This is a genomic window from Gillisia sp. Hel_I_29 (genome assembly GCF_000744275.1).
Classification (GTDB): Bacteria; Bacteroidota; Bacteroidia; order Flavobacteriales; family Flavobacteriaceae; genus Gillisia.
On record NZ_JQLP01000005.1, the window covers coordinates 354,608 to 369,917 of the forward strand.

15 protein-coding genes are annotated in these 15,310 nt (G+C 32.6%); 10 read left to right on the forward strand and 5 right to left on the reverse strand.

Going from position 1 to position 15,310, the window contains the following annotated elements:
• The first annotated feature begins 6 nt into the window (after positions 1-6).
• The 6 genes from P163_RS18715 to P163_RS06675 all read left to right on the forward strand — a co-directional run bounded on the left by P163_RS18715 (position 7) and on the right by P163_RS06675 (position 6,959).
• Entirely contained in the window at positions 7-129 is a 123-nt protein-coding gene (locus P163_RS18715; protein WP_262489654.1) for a hypothetical protein, read from the forward strand.
• Between the two features lie 134 nt (positions 130-263).
• Positions 264-1,271 carry a 2,3-diaminopropionate biosynthesis protein SbnA gene (gene sbnA, locus P163_RS06655; RefSeq protein WP_051931172.1) on the forward strand — a complete coding sequence of 336 codons (1,008 nt, stop codon included), beginning with the start codon at positions 264-266 and terminating at the stop codon, positions 1,269-1,271.
• Positions 1,264-3,051 (forward strand): FAD/NAD(P)-binding protein, encoded by a 1,788-nt coding sequence (locus tag P163_RS06660; RefSeq protein ID WP_034888897.1) that lies wholly within the window; start codon positions 1,264-1,266, stop codon positions 3,049-3,051. Before sbnA ends, P163_RS06660 begins: the two co-directional genes overlap by 8 nt.
• The gene (locus P163_RS06665; RefSeq protein WP_034888899.1) at positions 3,051-4,487 is read left to right on the forward strand and encodes a diaminopimelate decarboxylase; all 1,437 of its coding nucleotides are present in this window, start codon (positions 3,051-3,053) and stop codon (positions 4,485-4,487) included. The genes P163_RS06660 and P163_RS06665 overlap by 1 nt, the downstream gene beginning before the upstream one ends.
• A gap of 56 nt (positions 4,488-4,543) precedes the next feature.
• Positions 4,544-5,932, forward strand: coding sequence for a DASH family cryptochrome (locus P163_RS06670; RefSeq protein ID WP_034888901.1), 1,389 nt, complete (start codon positions 4,544-4,546; stop codon positions 5,930-5,932).
• A 184-nt stretch (positions 5,933-6,116) separates the two neighbouring features.
• Positions 6,117-6,959, forward strand: a complete 843-nt coding sequence (locus P163_RS06675) for a phosphatase PAP2 family protein (RefSeq protein WP_034888903.1) — start codon at positions 6,117-6,119, stop codon at positions 6,957-6,959.
• Positions 6,960-7,053: 94 nt separating this feature from the next.
• Here the strand turns inward: P163_RS06675 and P163_RS06680 are convergent, their stop codons facing one another.
• Both P163_RS06680 and P163_RS06685 read right to left on the reverse strand, forming a co-directional pair.
• Positions 7,054-7,245 carry a helix-turn-helix transcriptional regulator gene (locus tag P163_RS06680; RefSeq protein WP_034888905.1) on the reverse strand — a complete coding sequence of 64 codons (192 nt, stop codon included), beginning with the start codon at positions 7,243-7,245 and terminating at the stop codon, positions 7,054-7,056.
• Complete coding sequence (locus P163_RS06685; protein ID WP_051931174.1) at positions 7,242-7,655, reverse strand: hypothetical protein; 414 nt, start codon at positions 7,653-7,655, stop codon at positions 7,242-7,244. Before P163_RS06685 ends, P163_RS06680 begins: the two co-directional genes overlap by 4 nt.
• A 259-nt stretch (positions 7,656-7,914) precedes the next feature.
• On the opposite strand from P163_RS06685, the gene P163_RS18280 reads away from it, so the two are divergent.
• Together P163_RS18280 and P163_RS06690 are read left to right on the forward strand one after the other, a co-directional pair.
• A complete protein-coding gene (locus P163_RS18280) occupies positions 7,915-8,055 on the forward strand; it encodes a hypothetical protein (RefSeq protein ID WP_156100667.1) in 141 nt (46 codons plus the stop codon).
• A gap of 221 nt (positions 8,056-8,276) precedes the next feature.
• A complete protein-coding gene (locus tag P163_RS06690) occupies positions 8,277-8,897 on the forward strand; it encodes a DUF4403 family protein (RefSeq protein WP_034888907.1) in 621 nt (206 codons plus the stop codon).
• Positions 8,898-8,981: 84 nt separating this feature from the next.
• Here P163_RS06690 and P163_RS06695 read toward each other — a convergent pair whose 3' ends face one another.
• The 3 genes from P163_RS06695 to P163_RS06705 form a co-directional block, all read right to left on the reverse strand.
• Positions 8,982-9,878: a universal stress protein gene (locus P163_RS06695; RefSeq protein ID WP_081891307.1), complete on the reverse strand. Its 897-nt coding sequence runs from the start codon at positions 9,876-9,878 to the stop codon at positions 8,982-8,984.
• A 73-nt stretch (positions 9,879-9,951) separates the two neighbouring features.
• Positions 9,952-11,391 (reverse strand): hypothetical protein, encoded by a 1,440-nt coding sequence (locus tag P163_RS06700; protein WP_034888911.1) that lies wholly within the window; start codon positions 11,389-11,391, stop codon positions 9,952-9,954.
• A gap of 395 nt (positions 11,392-11,786) precedes the next feature.
• Positions 11,787-13,325 carry a SulP family inorganic anion transporter gene (locus P163_RS06705; protein ID WP_034888913.1) on the reverse strand — a complete coding sequence of 513 codons (1,539 nt, stop codon included), beginning with the start codon at positions 13,323-13,325 and terminating at the stop codon, positions 11,787-11,789.
• Positions 13,326-13,671: 346 nt separating this feature from the next.
• On the opposite strand from P163_RS06705, the gene era reads away from it, so the two are divergent.
• Together era and P163_RS06715 are read left to right on the forward strand one after the other, a co-directional pair.
• Positions 13,672-14,553 carry a GTPase Era gene (era, locus tag P163_RS06710; protein WP_034888915.1) on the forward strand — a complete coding sequence of 294 codons (882 nt, stop codon included), beginning with the start codon at positions 13,672-13,674 and terminating at the stop codon, positions 14,551-14,553.
• 503 nt (positions 14,554-15,056) lie between these two features.
• Positions 15,057-15,251 carry a hypothetical protein gene (locus P163_RS06715; protein ID WP_034888917.1) on the forward strand — a complete coding sequence of 65 codons (195 nt, stop codon included), beginning with the start codon at positions 15,057-15,059 and terminating at the stop codon, positions 15,249-15,251.
• The last annotated feature ends 59 nt before the right edge of the window (positions 15,252-15,310 follow it).

The window sequence follows — 15,310 nt, forward strand, 5'->3', positions numbered from 1 at the left end:
ATAAATATGAAAAAGTTCTTCAGAATATTTACAGTTGCTCAGGTAATTTATCAAGGCTATAGAATGTATAAGGAAAGAAAAGAGAAAAAGCAGGAGGAAAGGTATGATAGGAAACATGGCACTTTATAACTTATAAAGTTCATCTATTTTAGATAATTATTTTTGTCTATTAAATTTATTCATTCAATGCAGATATGTCATGCTTTGAGTACTTATAAACTGTTTTCAATCCCAATTAGTAGCAATATTCAATTCACATAATAATGCAGCATTCAGAGGTTATACATAATTCAACTTTAAAAAATGTTATTGACAGCATTGGGAATACACCATTAATAGAGTTGAACAGGGTTTTTGCAGCTTCTAATTTTAAGGTGTATGGAAAGATGGAAGCGGCAAATCCAAGCGGAAGTTTGAAAGATAGAACTTCTGTTAATATTTTAAAAGAGGCATTACTTTTAGGTTATATAAAGCCTGGAGATACCATAATCGAGTCTAGTTCTGGAAATATGGCTCTTGGTTTGGCACAGGCTTGCTTATATTTTAAATTGAAATTGATCGTGGTAGTAGATCCTAAAATCAATTCTCATACAAAGAAGTTACTTAATGCTTACGGAGCAAAAATAGAATATGTTACCAAACCCGATCCGGAAAAGGGATTTCTGGGAGCAAGACTACAAAGAGTTCATGAGCTTTTAGAAAATATCCCTAATAGTTTTTGGACCAATCAATATGGGAATAAGAAAAATCCAGAGGCCCATCTGGTTACTATGAAAGAGATGTTTGGAGCACTGGAAGATCCTCTAGATTATCTATTTGTGACGGTTAGTACTTGTGGAACATTAATGGGGTGTGCAGATTATATCTCACAGAACCGCCTTAAAACAAAACTTATTGCAGTAGATGCTTTAGGAAGTATTTTATTTGGTGATGAAAAATCCAACAGGCTAATTCCTGGTCATGGTTCTAGTGTAAAGTCTAATTTCTTAGATAAGAATTTTGTTCATGATGCTGTAAAAGTAAGTGATCTAGAATGTGTAAAAGGGTGTTGGTCTTTACTAAAGAACGAAGGTATTCTTGCCGGTGGTTCTACAGGTGGAGCCATCTCTGCTATAAATAAATATGCAGACTCAATTCCTAAAGGCAGTTCTTGCGGTATGATTATTTGTGATAGGGGAGAGCGATATCTAGATACAATATATAGTAGCGATTGGATCTTAGATAATTTTAATTCTAAAGATAATAACCTTTCATTTCTTAATAATGAATAGTGGTTATATAGATATAAAAAAAGAAATTTATAAAGTTGCTATCATTGGATTTGGGCCTAAAGGGCTTTATGGCTTGGAAAGATTGCTCGCAGAAATCAATGATAAGATACCTGAGCAGCGTATTGAAATTCACATCTATAATAGAACTAAGTTTTTTGGATCTGGTGATGTTTATAGGAATGATCAGCCTCAGTTTCTTTTGATGAATTATGAAGATAAGAATATTGATATCAATATCGAGAAAGCTCCAAAAATGATTGCTAATATTGAAAGTTTTAGCAGCTGGAAAGCTTCTGCAAACAGTTTTCAATTAGCTTCCAATTCCATTCCCTATTATTCCCCACGCGCTCTGGTTGGTTCTTACTTAGAGCATAGTTATCTTGAATTAACCAAAGCTTGTTCTAAAAATATCACTATCATACCACACATAGATACAATTGTAGATCTTAAAGTTGTAGGTACTAATTATGCTATTAAAACTGAAAATGAAGATTGGGGAATGGATAGATTTTCCAAAATTTTACTTACTACAGGGCATTTTTGGTTTAGACCTGCTGTTTCTAAAGCTAGTAACAGAAATCAAATAGAATTTATTTATCCGGTTACTAAGAATCTAAAAATTATAAATGCAGATACTGCTGTTTGTATAAAAGGATTTGGTTTAACATTTATAGATACCGTACTAGAACTTTCTGAGGGGAGAGGGGGTATTTTTAAAACTAAACAAAATGGAGATCTAGAATATATTCCTTCTGGGCAAGAACCATCTAAAATTGCTGTTATTACCAGAACCGGCTTGCCTATGATACCCAGAAAAGGGAACAAAGAAAATACTACGCAGCTTCGATATTTCACGCAATCTTTTATAAACAAACTATTATCTAAGCATAATATAAACTTTGAAAAAGAAGTTCTGCCGATGGTACTAAAAGATATGTATTATTCATATTACGAGCAATTGTTTGCTAGATATAATAATGAGCTGAGGTTTAATGATGATTTTAAATTAGTTGAAAAACAAGTTTTAGATTTTCATGTAAATAATGATGTACTTGCTTTTGATTGGAAAAAGATCGAGAATTGCTTTTATGATAAATCAATGCTTACTTCAGGAGATATCATAGAAAAAATTAGGCAGGATATTTTTGATGTAGAAAAGAATACGCCTATTTGTGCAGTTTATAATTGCTGGTCTAGGATCAGCCCGATGTTCAATGAGCTATATGTAGCCGGGGTATTAGCGTCATACTCAAAACATAAGTTCGATTCTTATTATTTTGGACTATTTAACAGGCTTTCTTATGGTCCTCCATTATATAATATGAAAAAGGTTTTAGCACTGGCAGAAGCTGGTATTATAAATTTTGATCATATTAAAAATTCAAAATATCATTTTGATGAGAATTTAAGCAAGCATATTTTAAAGACAGGTTCAATTTCTTCAGAATTTGATATGCTTATAAATGCTACCATCCCTAGAGGTGATTCTAAAAAAAATAGATCTCAACTTTTCACAAATTTAATTACAAGAGGGATTATAACAGAATGCATAGAAAATGAAAATGATGAAAAGTCTTCAAAGATAAAAATGAACACCTTCGGAAATCCTATAAATATCGATGGGATTACTCTTAAGGATATTACATTTTATGGAACCCCCACAGAAGGCAACACCTTTGATAATGATACATTGTCTAGAACACGAAATAATTATGCCTCCTCATGGGCGCGATCTGTAGTTCTGGATATTTTAAAAATGAAAAAAATTGAAACAATATAATGGAATATAGTAAAGGAAATATTGAAAGTGGATTAACTCCTATTACATCCCCATGGATGGATAATTTATTTAATAAAGGAGCTTTGTTAACAGATTTGCTAGAAAAGTATGGTTCACCCATTAATATTCATCAGTTGCAATCTTTTTCAACTAATATTTCAATCTTTAGAGAAGCCTTAGATAACTTAGATCTTTCCTATCAAATCTATTATGCCCGAAAGGCAAATAAATGTACGAGTCTTGTAAAACGTGCATTCCATGATAAAATTGGGGTAGATACTGCGAGCTTTAAAGAGTTACAGCAATGTATTCAGTTAGGTGGAAATTCAGAAAATGTAGTGCTGACCTCTGCTATAAAAACTTCAGACCAAATTGAGCTGGCCATAGAGCATCAGATTCCTATAATTTTAGATAATTGGGATGAAATACTGCTCACTATTAAGACTGCTCGTAAGCTAGGAAAAAAAGCGAATATTGGTTTAAGAATTAGTGGTTTTACTGTAGCCGGAGAAAAATTGTATAGCAGATTTGGATTTGATATAGATAGTATTAGAGATCTTATATTTAAAGATCTTAAGCAATTAGAAGCTGAAGATGCTTTTGATATTAATGGTTTACATTTTCACTTAGACGGTTATTCCACTTCACAAAGAGGCAAGGCTTTAAGCGATAGTTTAGAATTAGCTGAGGATCTAGCGCAGCAAGACATACATATAAAATTTATAGATATTGGTGGTGGGATCACAATGAATTATTTAAAAGATGAAGACGAGTGGAACTCTTTTCAGTATAAATTGAAAGATGCAGTTCTACAAAATAATAATACAGAAACCTTCAATAATAATGGCTTAGGTTTTGAAAATATTGATGGTGTACTAAAGGGAAAACTTAATACATATCCATTTTTTAATAAAGTAAATGGAGTAACATTTTTGGAGGAGGTGTTGCATTTTAAAAATGAAGCTAATCTTTCTAACGCTTCTAGGTTAAAATCTCAAAACATCCAATTTAGAATGGAACCGGGTAGATCTTTGCTAAATCAGGTTGGAATGACGGTAGCAAAAGTTGTGCATCGTAAAAGAGACGCTAAGGGACAGTGGTTGGTAGGTTTAGATATGAATATGAGCCAGATGATGAGTTCTAGTGCAGATTTTTTATTAGATCCCTTTGTGATCTTTAAGGAGGAGGCTTCAGGGCCAGAAGTAGATGTATTTTTTACCGGGGCTTATTGCTTGGAGCGAGATGTATTATTAAAAAGGAAAATAACATTACCCAATTTACCTGCAATAGATGATATTGTAATATTTGTTAATACTGCAGGGTATATGATGCACTTTTTTGAGACAGAAGCACATCTTTTTGATCTCTCAACCAATTTAAGCACCTCTAAGGATTCATCTTTAAACTTGGTGGATTTTGAAGAGGATGCGATGTGAAATGATTAGTTGCTCCACACTTGTAATTACTACTAAAAGCTCAAATTGAAACGTCTATGAAAAGAGGTTTGGTATGGTTTAAAAATGATCTAAGATTGCATGATAATGAATCTTTGTGCCAGGCAATTTCACAATGCGATGAGCTAGTGTTCTGTTTTTGTGTGGAGCAAGATCTATTTCAAAATTTAGATCTTGGCTTTAGAAAAGCAGATATCAATAGATTTAAATTTTTAGAACAATCTGTTTTAACGTTGAAAAAGAATTTAGAATTTCTTGGAGCACCCCTAATCATTTGTTCAGGTATTGCTGCAGAGCAAATTCCTAAAATAGTTAATGAGTATAACATCAATTTTATTTTTGGAGAGGAAGAATATGCTTCGGAAGAGTTGAAAATAGTTGTTGATGTACAAGATCAACTTCCAAAAATAGATTTTCAATTTTATTGGGGTAAAACTTTATACCATAAAGACGATATCCCTTTTGAGATAGAGAATATACCTTTAACCAGTAAAGCATATAGAATTCCAGCCTCTAAAGAAAGTACCCCTAGAGTGGTCTTTAAAACTCCAACCGCTTTAAATGCAGTTGCAAACGTAAAAAATACCAATTTCCCATCTTATAAATTATTCGGATTTTCTGAAGAGGAGTATAATAATGCTATTCCTTTTGTAGAAGGTGGAGAAGATGCAGGTTTAGAAAGGCTACATTATTATACGTTTGAATCTGAATTGTTGACAGGCTACAGGTGGACAAGAAATAGATCTGAAGGCTTAGATTATAGCTCTAAGTTTTCGCCTTATTTAGCCTTAGGATGTATATCTCCTAGAGAGATTTATTGGGTAGTTAAAAAATATGAAGAACGCATAAAGAAAAATCAAAGCACCTGGTGGTTGGTTTTTGAACTGGTATGGAGAGATTATTTTACGTTTAAAGGAATGCGATTTGGAGATAAGATCTTTAAAACGGAGGGGTTTAAAAATAAGGACGTAGCTTTTGAAAATAATGAGACCATCTTTAACAGATGGTGTGATGGAAACACAGGAATTCCTTTTATAGATGCGCATATGAGACAATTGAATAAAGTTGGATTTATGAGCAATCGTGGACGTGTAAATTGCGCAAGTTATTTAGTACACGATCTTAAAATAGATTGGACCTGGGGAGCGGCTTATTTTGAAAGTAAGCTTATAGATTATTATGTAAGTGCAAATTGGTTGAATTGGCATGTGCAGGCATATGAGATCTACTATACCAATCCTGTTAACCAATCAAATAAATACAAGGCACAGGAATTTATAAGAACCTGGATTCCGGAGTTATCAGATCTTAATAATTTACAAGTGCTAATTCCTTGGGAATATGATATTACAAATTATCCTAAACCCATTGAGCTTTACAGGAAATGGGAAAGATCTATCAACAAGATCAAAAAAGATCTGGGTTAATTTAATACGTCAATAATTCAAATTATCGAACTGCCATTAGAACACATTTCCTTAAAAGCAGGTTGTTATAATTAATGATAATTCTAATCTGCGTATATTTGCTGACTTTAAAAAAATCTGAACTTTTAGTTTTGAAAAAGCAGTTTAGCTATTAAATTTATTGTAGAATCCCTACACCATCATTATGAGAAAGCTTCTATTTTTATCTCTTCTTTTTTTAAGTAATTTGGCGATTGCACAAAATGACAATTTTCTTCCAGATCGTTCTGATGCTACCTTATGGCAAGATTTCACGTATGACATGGGGAATGTTTTTCAGGGTGCTGGTTTTGCTTTTACAAGACCTTTGCATTGGAATGGGGATGATTTTGTAAAGTTGGGAGGGGTTGCAGCTGGAACGGGGCTTATGTATATTTTTGATGACAACATTCAGCGAGAAGCTCAAAATCATAAAGATGAGGTACCAGATGTTCTTTTAGATTATGGCTGGTATGCAGGTAGTCCTCAAAATAATTACGGTTTCACAGGTGCGGTATATCTTACCGGGCTGTTTACTAGAAATGAGAAGTGGCGAAGAATGGGTGTTTTGTTAATCTCTTCTGCAACTGCCACAGGTTTTATTCAGCAAGTTTCCAAATCTGCCGTAGGTAGAGCTCGACCAAAAACAGGTTACGGTAAAAATCATTTTAAACCTTTTGGAGGCAGTGCAGACTACAGATCTTTTCCATCGGGCCATGGAGTATTAACTTTTACCAATGCTCATGTTATTGCTAAACAATTTAAAAATCCATATGTAAAAGCAGGTATCTATGCTGTAGGATTAGTTCCCGGAATTTCTAGGATCTATGCAGATGCCCACTGGGCAAGTGATGTTATTTTGAGTTGGGCTATGAGCTATTTTGTGGTTGAAGCTATAGATTTCTATTTGGATAGAAAATACAACGAAAAATTTAATGATAGCGCTAGTAGAACATCACTTACCTTAACATTTACCGGTAATGGAATTGGTGGAAGATTAAGTTTTTAAGTAAACTAAATAGGAATTGTTCTTTCTTAACTATTCATTAATTTCTAGTATAGAACCATCCCTAAGATCTAATAATTGTATAATATGCTATTTATCATTCCATTTGAAATATCTCTTCTATAGACTTTTTAAAAAGATTTGAGATCTTAAAGGCCAACGGTAAACTTGGGTCAAATTTCCCTTTTTCTATGGCATTAATGGTTTGCCTGGATACCTGCACTTTATCAGCGAGATCTGCTTGTGTAAAGTTATATTCTGCTCGAAGTATTTTTATGCAATTTTTCATTGATATCTTCTAGTTCCAAGAAAGGTTGCTACTAGGTATGTAATTCCAATAAGGATCACAAGATGAGAGATGTCTGCATCATAGTTAATGATGTTAGATTGATCTAATAAGGAATAAGCCAAACCTAAGACTACCGCCAACCCTAATGTTATTGCCATTGCTTCTAGCTGAATTTTACGCTGCAATTCATCTAAATGCTCAAAATAATTTCTGTTTACTAAGATCATTACTATTCCCAGTATTACATTTAAACCGATAGCCAAAAGTGTTAAGATAGAATTATCCTCCCATAAAAATAACGGTCCTAAACTAGCCAGTGCCATAGATGCTACCCAAGCAAAGGTCCAAATGGCCAGTTGCGGAATACCTTTTTTAGAACAGTCTCGAATTGATGTTTCTTCTTGTTTCATAATATATGTTTTGTAAAGTTTGTTTTACAAATGTAGTTGAATATTTTAAATAGACAAGTAGTTTTTACAAAAAGTAAAGTTTTATATACATTTAGAAATGATTTAATAAGCTTAAGCGGCAGTGTTTTGCTACCTATTTACTAATAGAAATAGTTTCAAAGATTTTATAAATAACATATAATTAGAATAAAATGAGATTTTTATACTTCAATTTCATTCTTGTTTATGGTACCCTTGTCTTTAATAAAATAATGTAATAATGAAAAATCTATTTAAATTAAGTCTGATCCTTTTAGTATTATCAACAACGCTAAATGGACGTAATAAAGATGACTCAGCGAGTTTGCTAAGTGAAAAGTTTTTAATTTCTTTGATAGATGGGGGTAGATTTGAAAATTAATAGAGATGCAGGTATTATCTCTTGCGTGAGAATTATAACTAGGAGAGGGGTAGTAAATCTCTACATTAAAGTTATAGATGTAAATGGAGGTTTTAAAGGATTCTAATTACTGTATGAGTGCGCGTATTTCTGTTAATAATTAGCCAATCTAATTATGCAGTTATTTTATTTCAGTTTTAAAACTGTAATTTTAAAAGCTGTTTAAAATTCAAACCCAAACCATGGAAAATTCTTTTGACGATAATATTGAAATTAAATTACCAATTAGAATAGAAGCCAAAGCTGTAGAAAAGCTTATTCAAACTAAAATGATCGGTGAAAATATCAAGTCTGAAAAAGATGGGGAGGTTACTCATTATGCAGAGGTATTAGATATTCATTTAAGTAAGAGTGAAGACCCAAATTTTGACCTGGCGTTAGATCTTAAATTAAGAACGCTTACTACATTTTTTAAAAATAAAGAATTAGATCTTAGAGTTTACTTATCTCTCGGATTTTCTGAAGAAGAGCAACAAATGTTTATTCAGGATTATAAGATTGATGGGGAAACAGACAATTGGTTAGTAGATAAATTTATTCAAACAGTTGCTAATAACGTATTGTACTCTAAAGTTAAGAGCAAAATGAATTTTAAAATTCAGCCGTTAATAGAAAAGCAACTTTTAGAGCTTAATGAAAAATTAAGAAACAAGTTAGAGGCACGAGATGGAATATATTTGTTAGGGGCACTAAGTACGTTAAGAGTTTCAAATCTTACTATGGATGAGGTACATTTTTACTTAGACATTCTTGTAAAAGGTTCTGCATTAGTGGAGATCACAAAACTAGATGCGCCTGCGTAGGAATGAGACATTAGCAAAATATTTTAGGTATAATTCAGAGTTTTAGTAGCGCCTATTTTAATAATTGAAATTAATTATAGAAACCTAAGATTTAGGATTCATGTTAATACTAAGAACCGGATAGTTAAAGGTACTTAGCAAGCTTTCCGTAATACTAGGGCTAAAAAGATTATTAATTACAGATCTTCCATGGGTTATTGTAGCAATTAGATCTGGCTTTTCCTTAGCTAGATATATTGCAATTCCACGTTTCTCATTTAAAGCATCAACAATAAAAGTTTCTACCCTATCTACAACTTTATTTTCCATAAATTTTTGAATAGATAATTCTATCTCCGGAGTTTCTTTAAAGTTATAAGGAACGTTTATATAGAGAAGTTTTACTCTAAGTTTTATAGACAGTGCAAATTTAAATAATAGGTCAAAAGTGGGTTTACTATCTTCTTGAAAATCTGAAGCAATAATAATTTCATTCAGCAATCTACAATCATTATTTTCTCTTACCGCTAATACAGGAATGCTAGAATGCTTAAGGGTATTGAAAGTGTTGGACCCAAAAATTTGTTCCATTCCCACTTCCCCGTTAGTACCCATCACAATTAGTTGATAGATATCTGCATTTATATATTTGTGCAATTCTCCAATTTCAGAATCATAAATAAGAGAGTAGCTGGCATCTATACCACTCTTGGTAATATCCATTACCATTCTATTCAATGTGTCTTTTGCAGAATTTAGTTGTGATCTTACTTCAGGGTAAAGATCTTCATTCTTTAGAGAAATTTCTTTCCATGAAATTGGAGTGGAAATAAGATGTATAAGAACGAGTTCTGCATTTAAGCGTTTTCCAATCTCAACTGCATATTTCACAGCATTCCTAGAGATATTAGAGAAATCTACAGGGATCAATATTTTTCGCATCATCTTTATTTTAAAATAAAGATACGAGGAAGAATATTCTGAAATAATGATTAAAATCATATTCCAGAATATTAGCCAATTGATTGATAATTTGTGCGTTTGCTTTAAAAAAAAATTAGAACTGAAATATAATTTACAGATCGCTTTTTTCCTGAAACAGATGTCTATCTTGTATTAATTGAGCTGTGTTTTGAGGTAATTTATCTTCCCATCCAGCTTCTCCGTTAATAATTTTATGATACACTTCGCGAGCGTCTATATCTAAAGTTTCTGGGTCATAATCTACAATATCTACCACCCTTCCGTTCTGTTTGAAATATTTATAAAGCTCCTTCATTCTAGGGTGAAGTTTTAAATTTTCACTCGTAGTGATCTCTCCTGTTTCTTTATCTTTAAGAGGATACAGGTAGATCTTCAAGCTTTTAAAGAACAATTTACCAAACGCCTCTAGAATTCCACCGCTTAACTGTCTATAGTAGCTATCATCAAAAATATCGAGAAAGGTTTTCACCCCCATGGTTAATCCCATTCGTTCTTTGGTATATTGTGCAAAGTATTCTACCACTTTATAATATTCCTGAAAATTAGAGATCATCACGGTTTGACCCAAAGAGCATAATAAAATGGCTCTATCCATAAAATCTTTTTCATCTATCTCCCCTTCAGCTCTAAGATTTGAGAGGGTAATCTCAAAAATAACGATGGTATTTTCTTCTTCCACCTTCTTTTCATTGAGAAACATCTTTAATGATTTCTCGTACATGCTCATATTCACTTTAGTCACAGGTCTAAAACTACCTCTAAGTGTAAGGATATTCTTTTTATAAAGGGCATTGGCGGGTAGAATATTGGTACCATCTGGCGCGAACATTACCGCATCTGTCATCCCATTTTTTACGAGGACTAAACTCATAAGTCTGTTGTCTACTTCTTCAAAAACAGGTCCTGTAAAATTAATAGTGTCTATTTCTATTCTGTCTTTGGAAATATGATCATAAAGATGAAGCAGTAATTCTTTTGGATTGTCATGAAAATAGTAAGCACCATAAATAAGATTGACTCCCATAGTTCCCAAGGTAATCTGTTGTAAGGCAGCATTGGTCTCGTGAAATTGTATATGGATGATTATCTCACTATATTCTTCTTTGGGTTTGGTTTGAAATCTAATTCCTAGCCAGCCATGACCTTTATATTTTTTTGCAAAATCTATGGTGGCTACGGTGTTAGCATAACTAAAAAAAAGCTTATCTGGATGCTTCTCTCTAGAAACTCGTTCTTCAATTAGCCCGGTTTCATAAGCCATCATGCTTTTAAGACGAGTTTCTGTTACATACCTACCATCTTCTTCAATACCATAAATAGCATCGCTAAAATCCTTGTCATAAGCACTCATTGTCTTTGCAATAGTGCTTGAAGCATCTCCAACTCTAAAAAAATTTCGAACAGTTTCTTGTCCAGCGCCAATTTCAGCAAAGGTTCCGTAGATATTCTCATTCATATTGATTCTCATCACTTTGTTCTGAATAGAGAGCGTTTGTTCAAATTCTTTATCTCCTTTTATACGATATGGCATAGCTATAATTCTTAGTTGGTTTAAATTTAAGAAGATAAAATTATATCAGTACCAACTTTATCATAATGATGTGTCTAAAAAATGGGCTGCTATACAATTCACTAATTTTGAAGAATCTAATTTGATGCTCGCGATCGATCGAATTAAGTTACAATGGTTAGAGGGTACAGTAATTCTTTGTGCAAATAGCTAATTTCAATTAGTTGGAAAAGAAATCTATAAAATTAAAGAGAATTTAATGGCTGAAGAATTTAGAAAGCCCACAAGAAAAGACTCGAGTTCTTAAGATTTATATATTGAGAAATATCTTAAAAAAAGATTTAAAGAAAGTTAGACTAAGGGGCTTGAAGGCTAGTAATTAAAAAGGCCATTCCTTATTGAATGGCCTTGCTAATTTAATTTTCATCTACAACTACTTTGTAAGTAGGATCTTCTAAGATATTTACATCTATAATATCATTCGCATTGCTCAGTAATCTTCTACAGTCTTTACTAAGGTGTCTTAAATGAACTTTTTTACCCACTTTTTGATAGCGTTGTGTTAATACGTTTAGCGCTTCTATAGCAGACATATCAGAAACACGACTGTCTTTAAAATCTATAATTATTACATCTGGATCATTAGCTACATCAAATTTCTCTGCAAAGTTTGTAGTAGAGGCAAAAAATAACGGTCCGTATATTTCGTAATGTTTCACACCATCTTTATCAATAAATTTTCTAGCTCTAATTCTTTTAGCACTCTCCCAGGCAAAGAACAATGCAGAAAGTATTACACCTACTAGTACAGCTAATGCCAGATTATGTAAGATTACAGTTATGGCAGCTACTATAATTACCAAAAAAATATCCTTTTTAGGAACCTTGTTAAATATCTTTAAACTTACCCATTCAAAAGTACCTATGGCAACCATGATCATTACTCCCACCAAAGCAGCCATTGGTAATTTTTCTATTACCGGTGCTCCAAATAAGATTATTACAAGTATGGTTAAGGATGCGATAATTCCAGATAAACGCGCTCTAGATCCTGCAGATAGGTTTACTAAGGTTTGAGCGATCATTGGGCAACCACCCATTCCGAAGAAAAAACCATTTAAAATGTTAGAACCTCCCTGAGCAATGCATTCTCTATTTCCATTTCCTTTAGTTTCAGTAATTTCATCAACCAGGTTTAAGGTTAATAAGCCTTCAGTTAAACCTACCGCAGCCATTATCATGGAGTACGGAGCTATCAACTTCAATGTTTCCCAGTTCAATGGAATGTTGGGAATATGAAAAGGTGGAAATCCACCACTTACAGAGGCGATATCTTTTACCGTTTTAGTATCTATTCCTAAGAAATAAACCAAAACAAACACTACTATAATAGCAACTAAAGAAGATGGAACCGCTTTGGTAATAATAGGTAATAACACTACTATAGCAATTGTTAAGCCAACCAAACCTGCCATAATGTAAAGTGCAGTTCCAGACAACCAAGTAACATCTCCATTTACAACTGTTTTAAATTGCTCTAATTGAGACATAAAAATGATTATAGCCAGTCCATTTACAAATCCGAACATTACAGGGTGCGGAACTAACCGTATAAATTTACCTAGTTTAAATATTCCTATTAATAATTGAAATACTCCAGCTAAAGCCACTGCAGCAAGTACATACTCTAGTCCGTCTGAATTCATCAAGGCGATCAATACTATAACTGTAGCACCGGCTCCACCAGAGATCATTCCTGGTCTACCTCCAAAAATGGCAGTTACTAAACCAGCTATAAAAGACGCATATAATCCCATTAATGGAGGGAAACCTGCTAGAATAGCAAACGATAAGGACTCAGGTATCATGGTCATAGCCACCGTTAAACCTGCTAAAACTTCGGTCTTATAATTTACCTTTTGAGAAAAATCAAATAAATTGATAACCTGCTTCATAAAATTCTGATTAAAATATTGGGGGTGTAGTGATAAAAGATGAGTAGTGGCAATGCCTCTACATTAAAGAAAAGTTTTCATCTCCCATTTAGGGTGGGGTAATGGGAGATGATATTAAATGCTTTGCCTGTTTCATAAGAGCGTGCAAAAATAGAATTTTTATTTTGAAACCACTAAGCAAGCGTTTAATTTGTTGATTAACATTGTAATACATTCATACATTCTTATTGCTTCTCCAAATACATGAAAATCAATTGGATCAAGTTCTGCATCTTTCAATTTGAGAAAATCAGAAAAAGTTAGGAAGCCCATACTAAATAAAATATCTTTGCAAAAATGATTTATTATGGCACATAAGGCAGGATTTGTAAATATTATTGGAAACCCTAACGTAGGAAAATCTACTTTGATGAATGCTTTTGTTGGAGAAAGACTTTCTATTATTACTTCAAAAGCGCAAACTACGCGTCACAGAATCTTAGGAATTGTGAATGGGGAGGATTTTCAAGTGATATTAAGTGATACTCCGGGTATTATTAAACCTGCGTATGATTTGCAACAATCTATGATGGATTTTGTAAAATCTGCTTTTGAAGATGCCGATGTGCTTGTTTATATGGTGGAGATTGGAGAACAAGCTCTTAAAGATGAAGCGTTTTTTAATAAGATCATCCATGCTAAAATTCCGGTGCTTTTATTATTGAATAAGATAGATGTTTCTAATCAGGAACAACTAGAATCACAAGTTCAATACTGGACAGAAAAAGTACCTAATGCAGAGATCTATCCTATTTCTGCACTTCAGGGATTCAATGTTTCAGAAGTATTTAATAGAGTAGTAGAACTTATTCCTGAATCTCCTGCATATTATCCAAAAGATACCTTAACAGACAAGCCAGAACGATTTTTTGTAAACGAGATCATTCGTGAAAAGATCTTAATGCATTATAAAAAAGAAATTCCATATTCTGTAGAAATCGACACCGAAGAATTTTTTGAAGATCCTGAGATCATCAGAATGCGAAGTATAATTATGGTAGAACGTGAGACCCAAAAAGGGATTATCATCGGTCATAAAGGAGCTGCACTAAAAAGAGTAGGGGTAGAAGCAAGAAAAGACTTGGAAAAATTCTTTGGGAAGCAAGTGCATTTAGAGCTATATGTAAAAGTTAATAAGAACTGGAGAAATGATTCTAAACAGTTAAAACGTTTCGGATATAATAAATAGACTGTAATTTCTATTTGAAAATAGATTTAAAAACCCGATAATCAGAAGATTATCGGGTTTTTTTGCTTTTAATCGTGTGTTTTAACGATTATATCTGCGTTTTATCGATTTCTCAATCATAACTAGTTTAAGATAAAATGTTAGTTATGAGCGTTTTAGCTATTATTTTTGTTTTTAGTCGATTTATAAGGGTGTTTTCCCCCTCTTCTTAATAGTTTAATTCTGATATCTTTGGGATTTCATTAACAACTATTTAATAGAACGTTAAATAATTTAACAGTTCACTTGGTGTAAAGGAAAATTAGCTAAGATATAACTTGGCTATCTCGGCTTTATTTTATCTAAAAATTTGTCCCTATTTCTCAATGGATATTAATAATAAGTTTTCTGTTGTTTTGTCTAATAAAGCAAAGAACCACTCGAAAAAGATTTCTTTTCATGAGAGGCTTTTTTCATTCTCAATACTAATATTTTAAAACTACCGAATATATAATCCAATCTTTATGAAACAAAACTACTTTTTAAAATTCATTTCTTTAATCCGCTTATGCCTCACAGGAATGGCTTCCATTGCCAAAATACTTTTGTCATCTTCAACAACAAAAGTTCTTCATGCAATTATAGAAGTAATATACAGCTATATTCAATTCGCTAAAGTAGATGGTAAAATCGATCAGGATCTATTAATTATTAAATAAATACAATCTTCTTCCAAAATAGTTTTTAATTCTACAAAACTTAATACAATCAATTAATT

Excerpts from the sequence above, each read along its gene's own strand:
- sbnA (WP_051931172.1), top strand. The coding sequence starts at position 264 with ATGCAGCATTCAGAGGTTATACATAATTCAACTTTAAAAAATGTTATT.
- P163_RS06675 (WP_034888903.1), top strand. The coding sequence starts at position 6,117 with ATGAGAAAGCTTCTATTTTTATCTCTTCTTTTTTTAAGTAATTTGGCG.
- P163_RS18280 (WP_156100667.1), top strand. The coding sequence starts at position 7,915 with ATGAAAAATCTATTTAAATTAAGTCTGATCCTTTTAGTATTATCAACA.
- P163_RS06665 (WP_034888899.1), top strand. The coding sequence starts at position 3,051 with ATGGAATATAGTAAAGGAAATATTGAAAGTGGATTAACTCCTATTACA.
- P163_RS18715 (WP_262489654.1), top strand. The coding sequence starts at position 7 with ATGAAAAAGTTCTTCAGAATATTTACAGTTGCTCAGGTAATTTATCAA.
- P163_RS06700 (WP_034888911.1), bottom strand. The coding sequence starts at position 11,391 with ATGCCATATCGTATAAAAGGAGATAAAGAATTTGAACAAACGCTCTCT.
- P163_RS06660 (WP_034888897.1), top strand. The coding sequence starts at position 1,264 with ATGAATAGTGGTTATATAGATATAAAAAAAGAAATTTATAAAGTTGCT.
- P163_RS06705 (WP_034888913.1), bottom strand. The coding sequence starts at position 13,325 with ATGAAGCAGGTTATCAATTTATTTGATTTTTCTCAAAAGGTAAATTAT.
- P163_RS06670 (WP_034888901.1), top strand. The coding sequence starts at position 4,544 with ATGAAAAGAGGTTTGGTATGGTTTAAAAATGATCTAAGATTGCATGAT.
- P163_RS06715 (WP_034888917.1), top strand. The coding sequence starts at position 15,057 with ATGAAACAAAACTACTTTTTAAAATTCATTTCTTTAATCCGCTTATGC.
- P163_RS06695 (WP_081891307.1), bottom strand. The coding sequence starts at position 9,878 with ATGATTTTAATCATTATTTCAGAATATTCTTCCTCGTATCTTTATTTT.
- P163_RS06690 (WP_034888907.1), top strand. The coding sequence starts at position 8,277 with ATGGAAAATTCTTTTGACGATAATATTGAAATTAAATTACCAATTAGA.
- era (WP_034888915.1), top strand. The coding sequence starts at position 13,672 with ATGGCACATAAGGCAGGATTTGTAAATATTATTGGAAACCCTAACGTA.
- P163_RS06685 (WP_051931174.1), bottom strand. The coding sequence starts at position 7,655 with ATGAAACAAGAAGAAACATCAATTCGAGACTGTTCTAAAAAAGGTATT.
- P163_RS06680 (WP_034888905.1), bottom strand. The coding sequence starts at position 7,245 with ATGAAAAATTGCATAAAAATACTTCGAGCAGAATATAACTTTACACAA.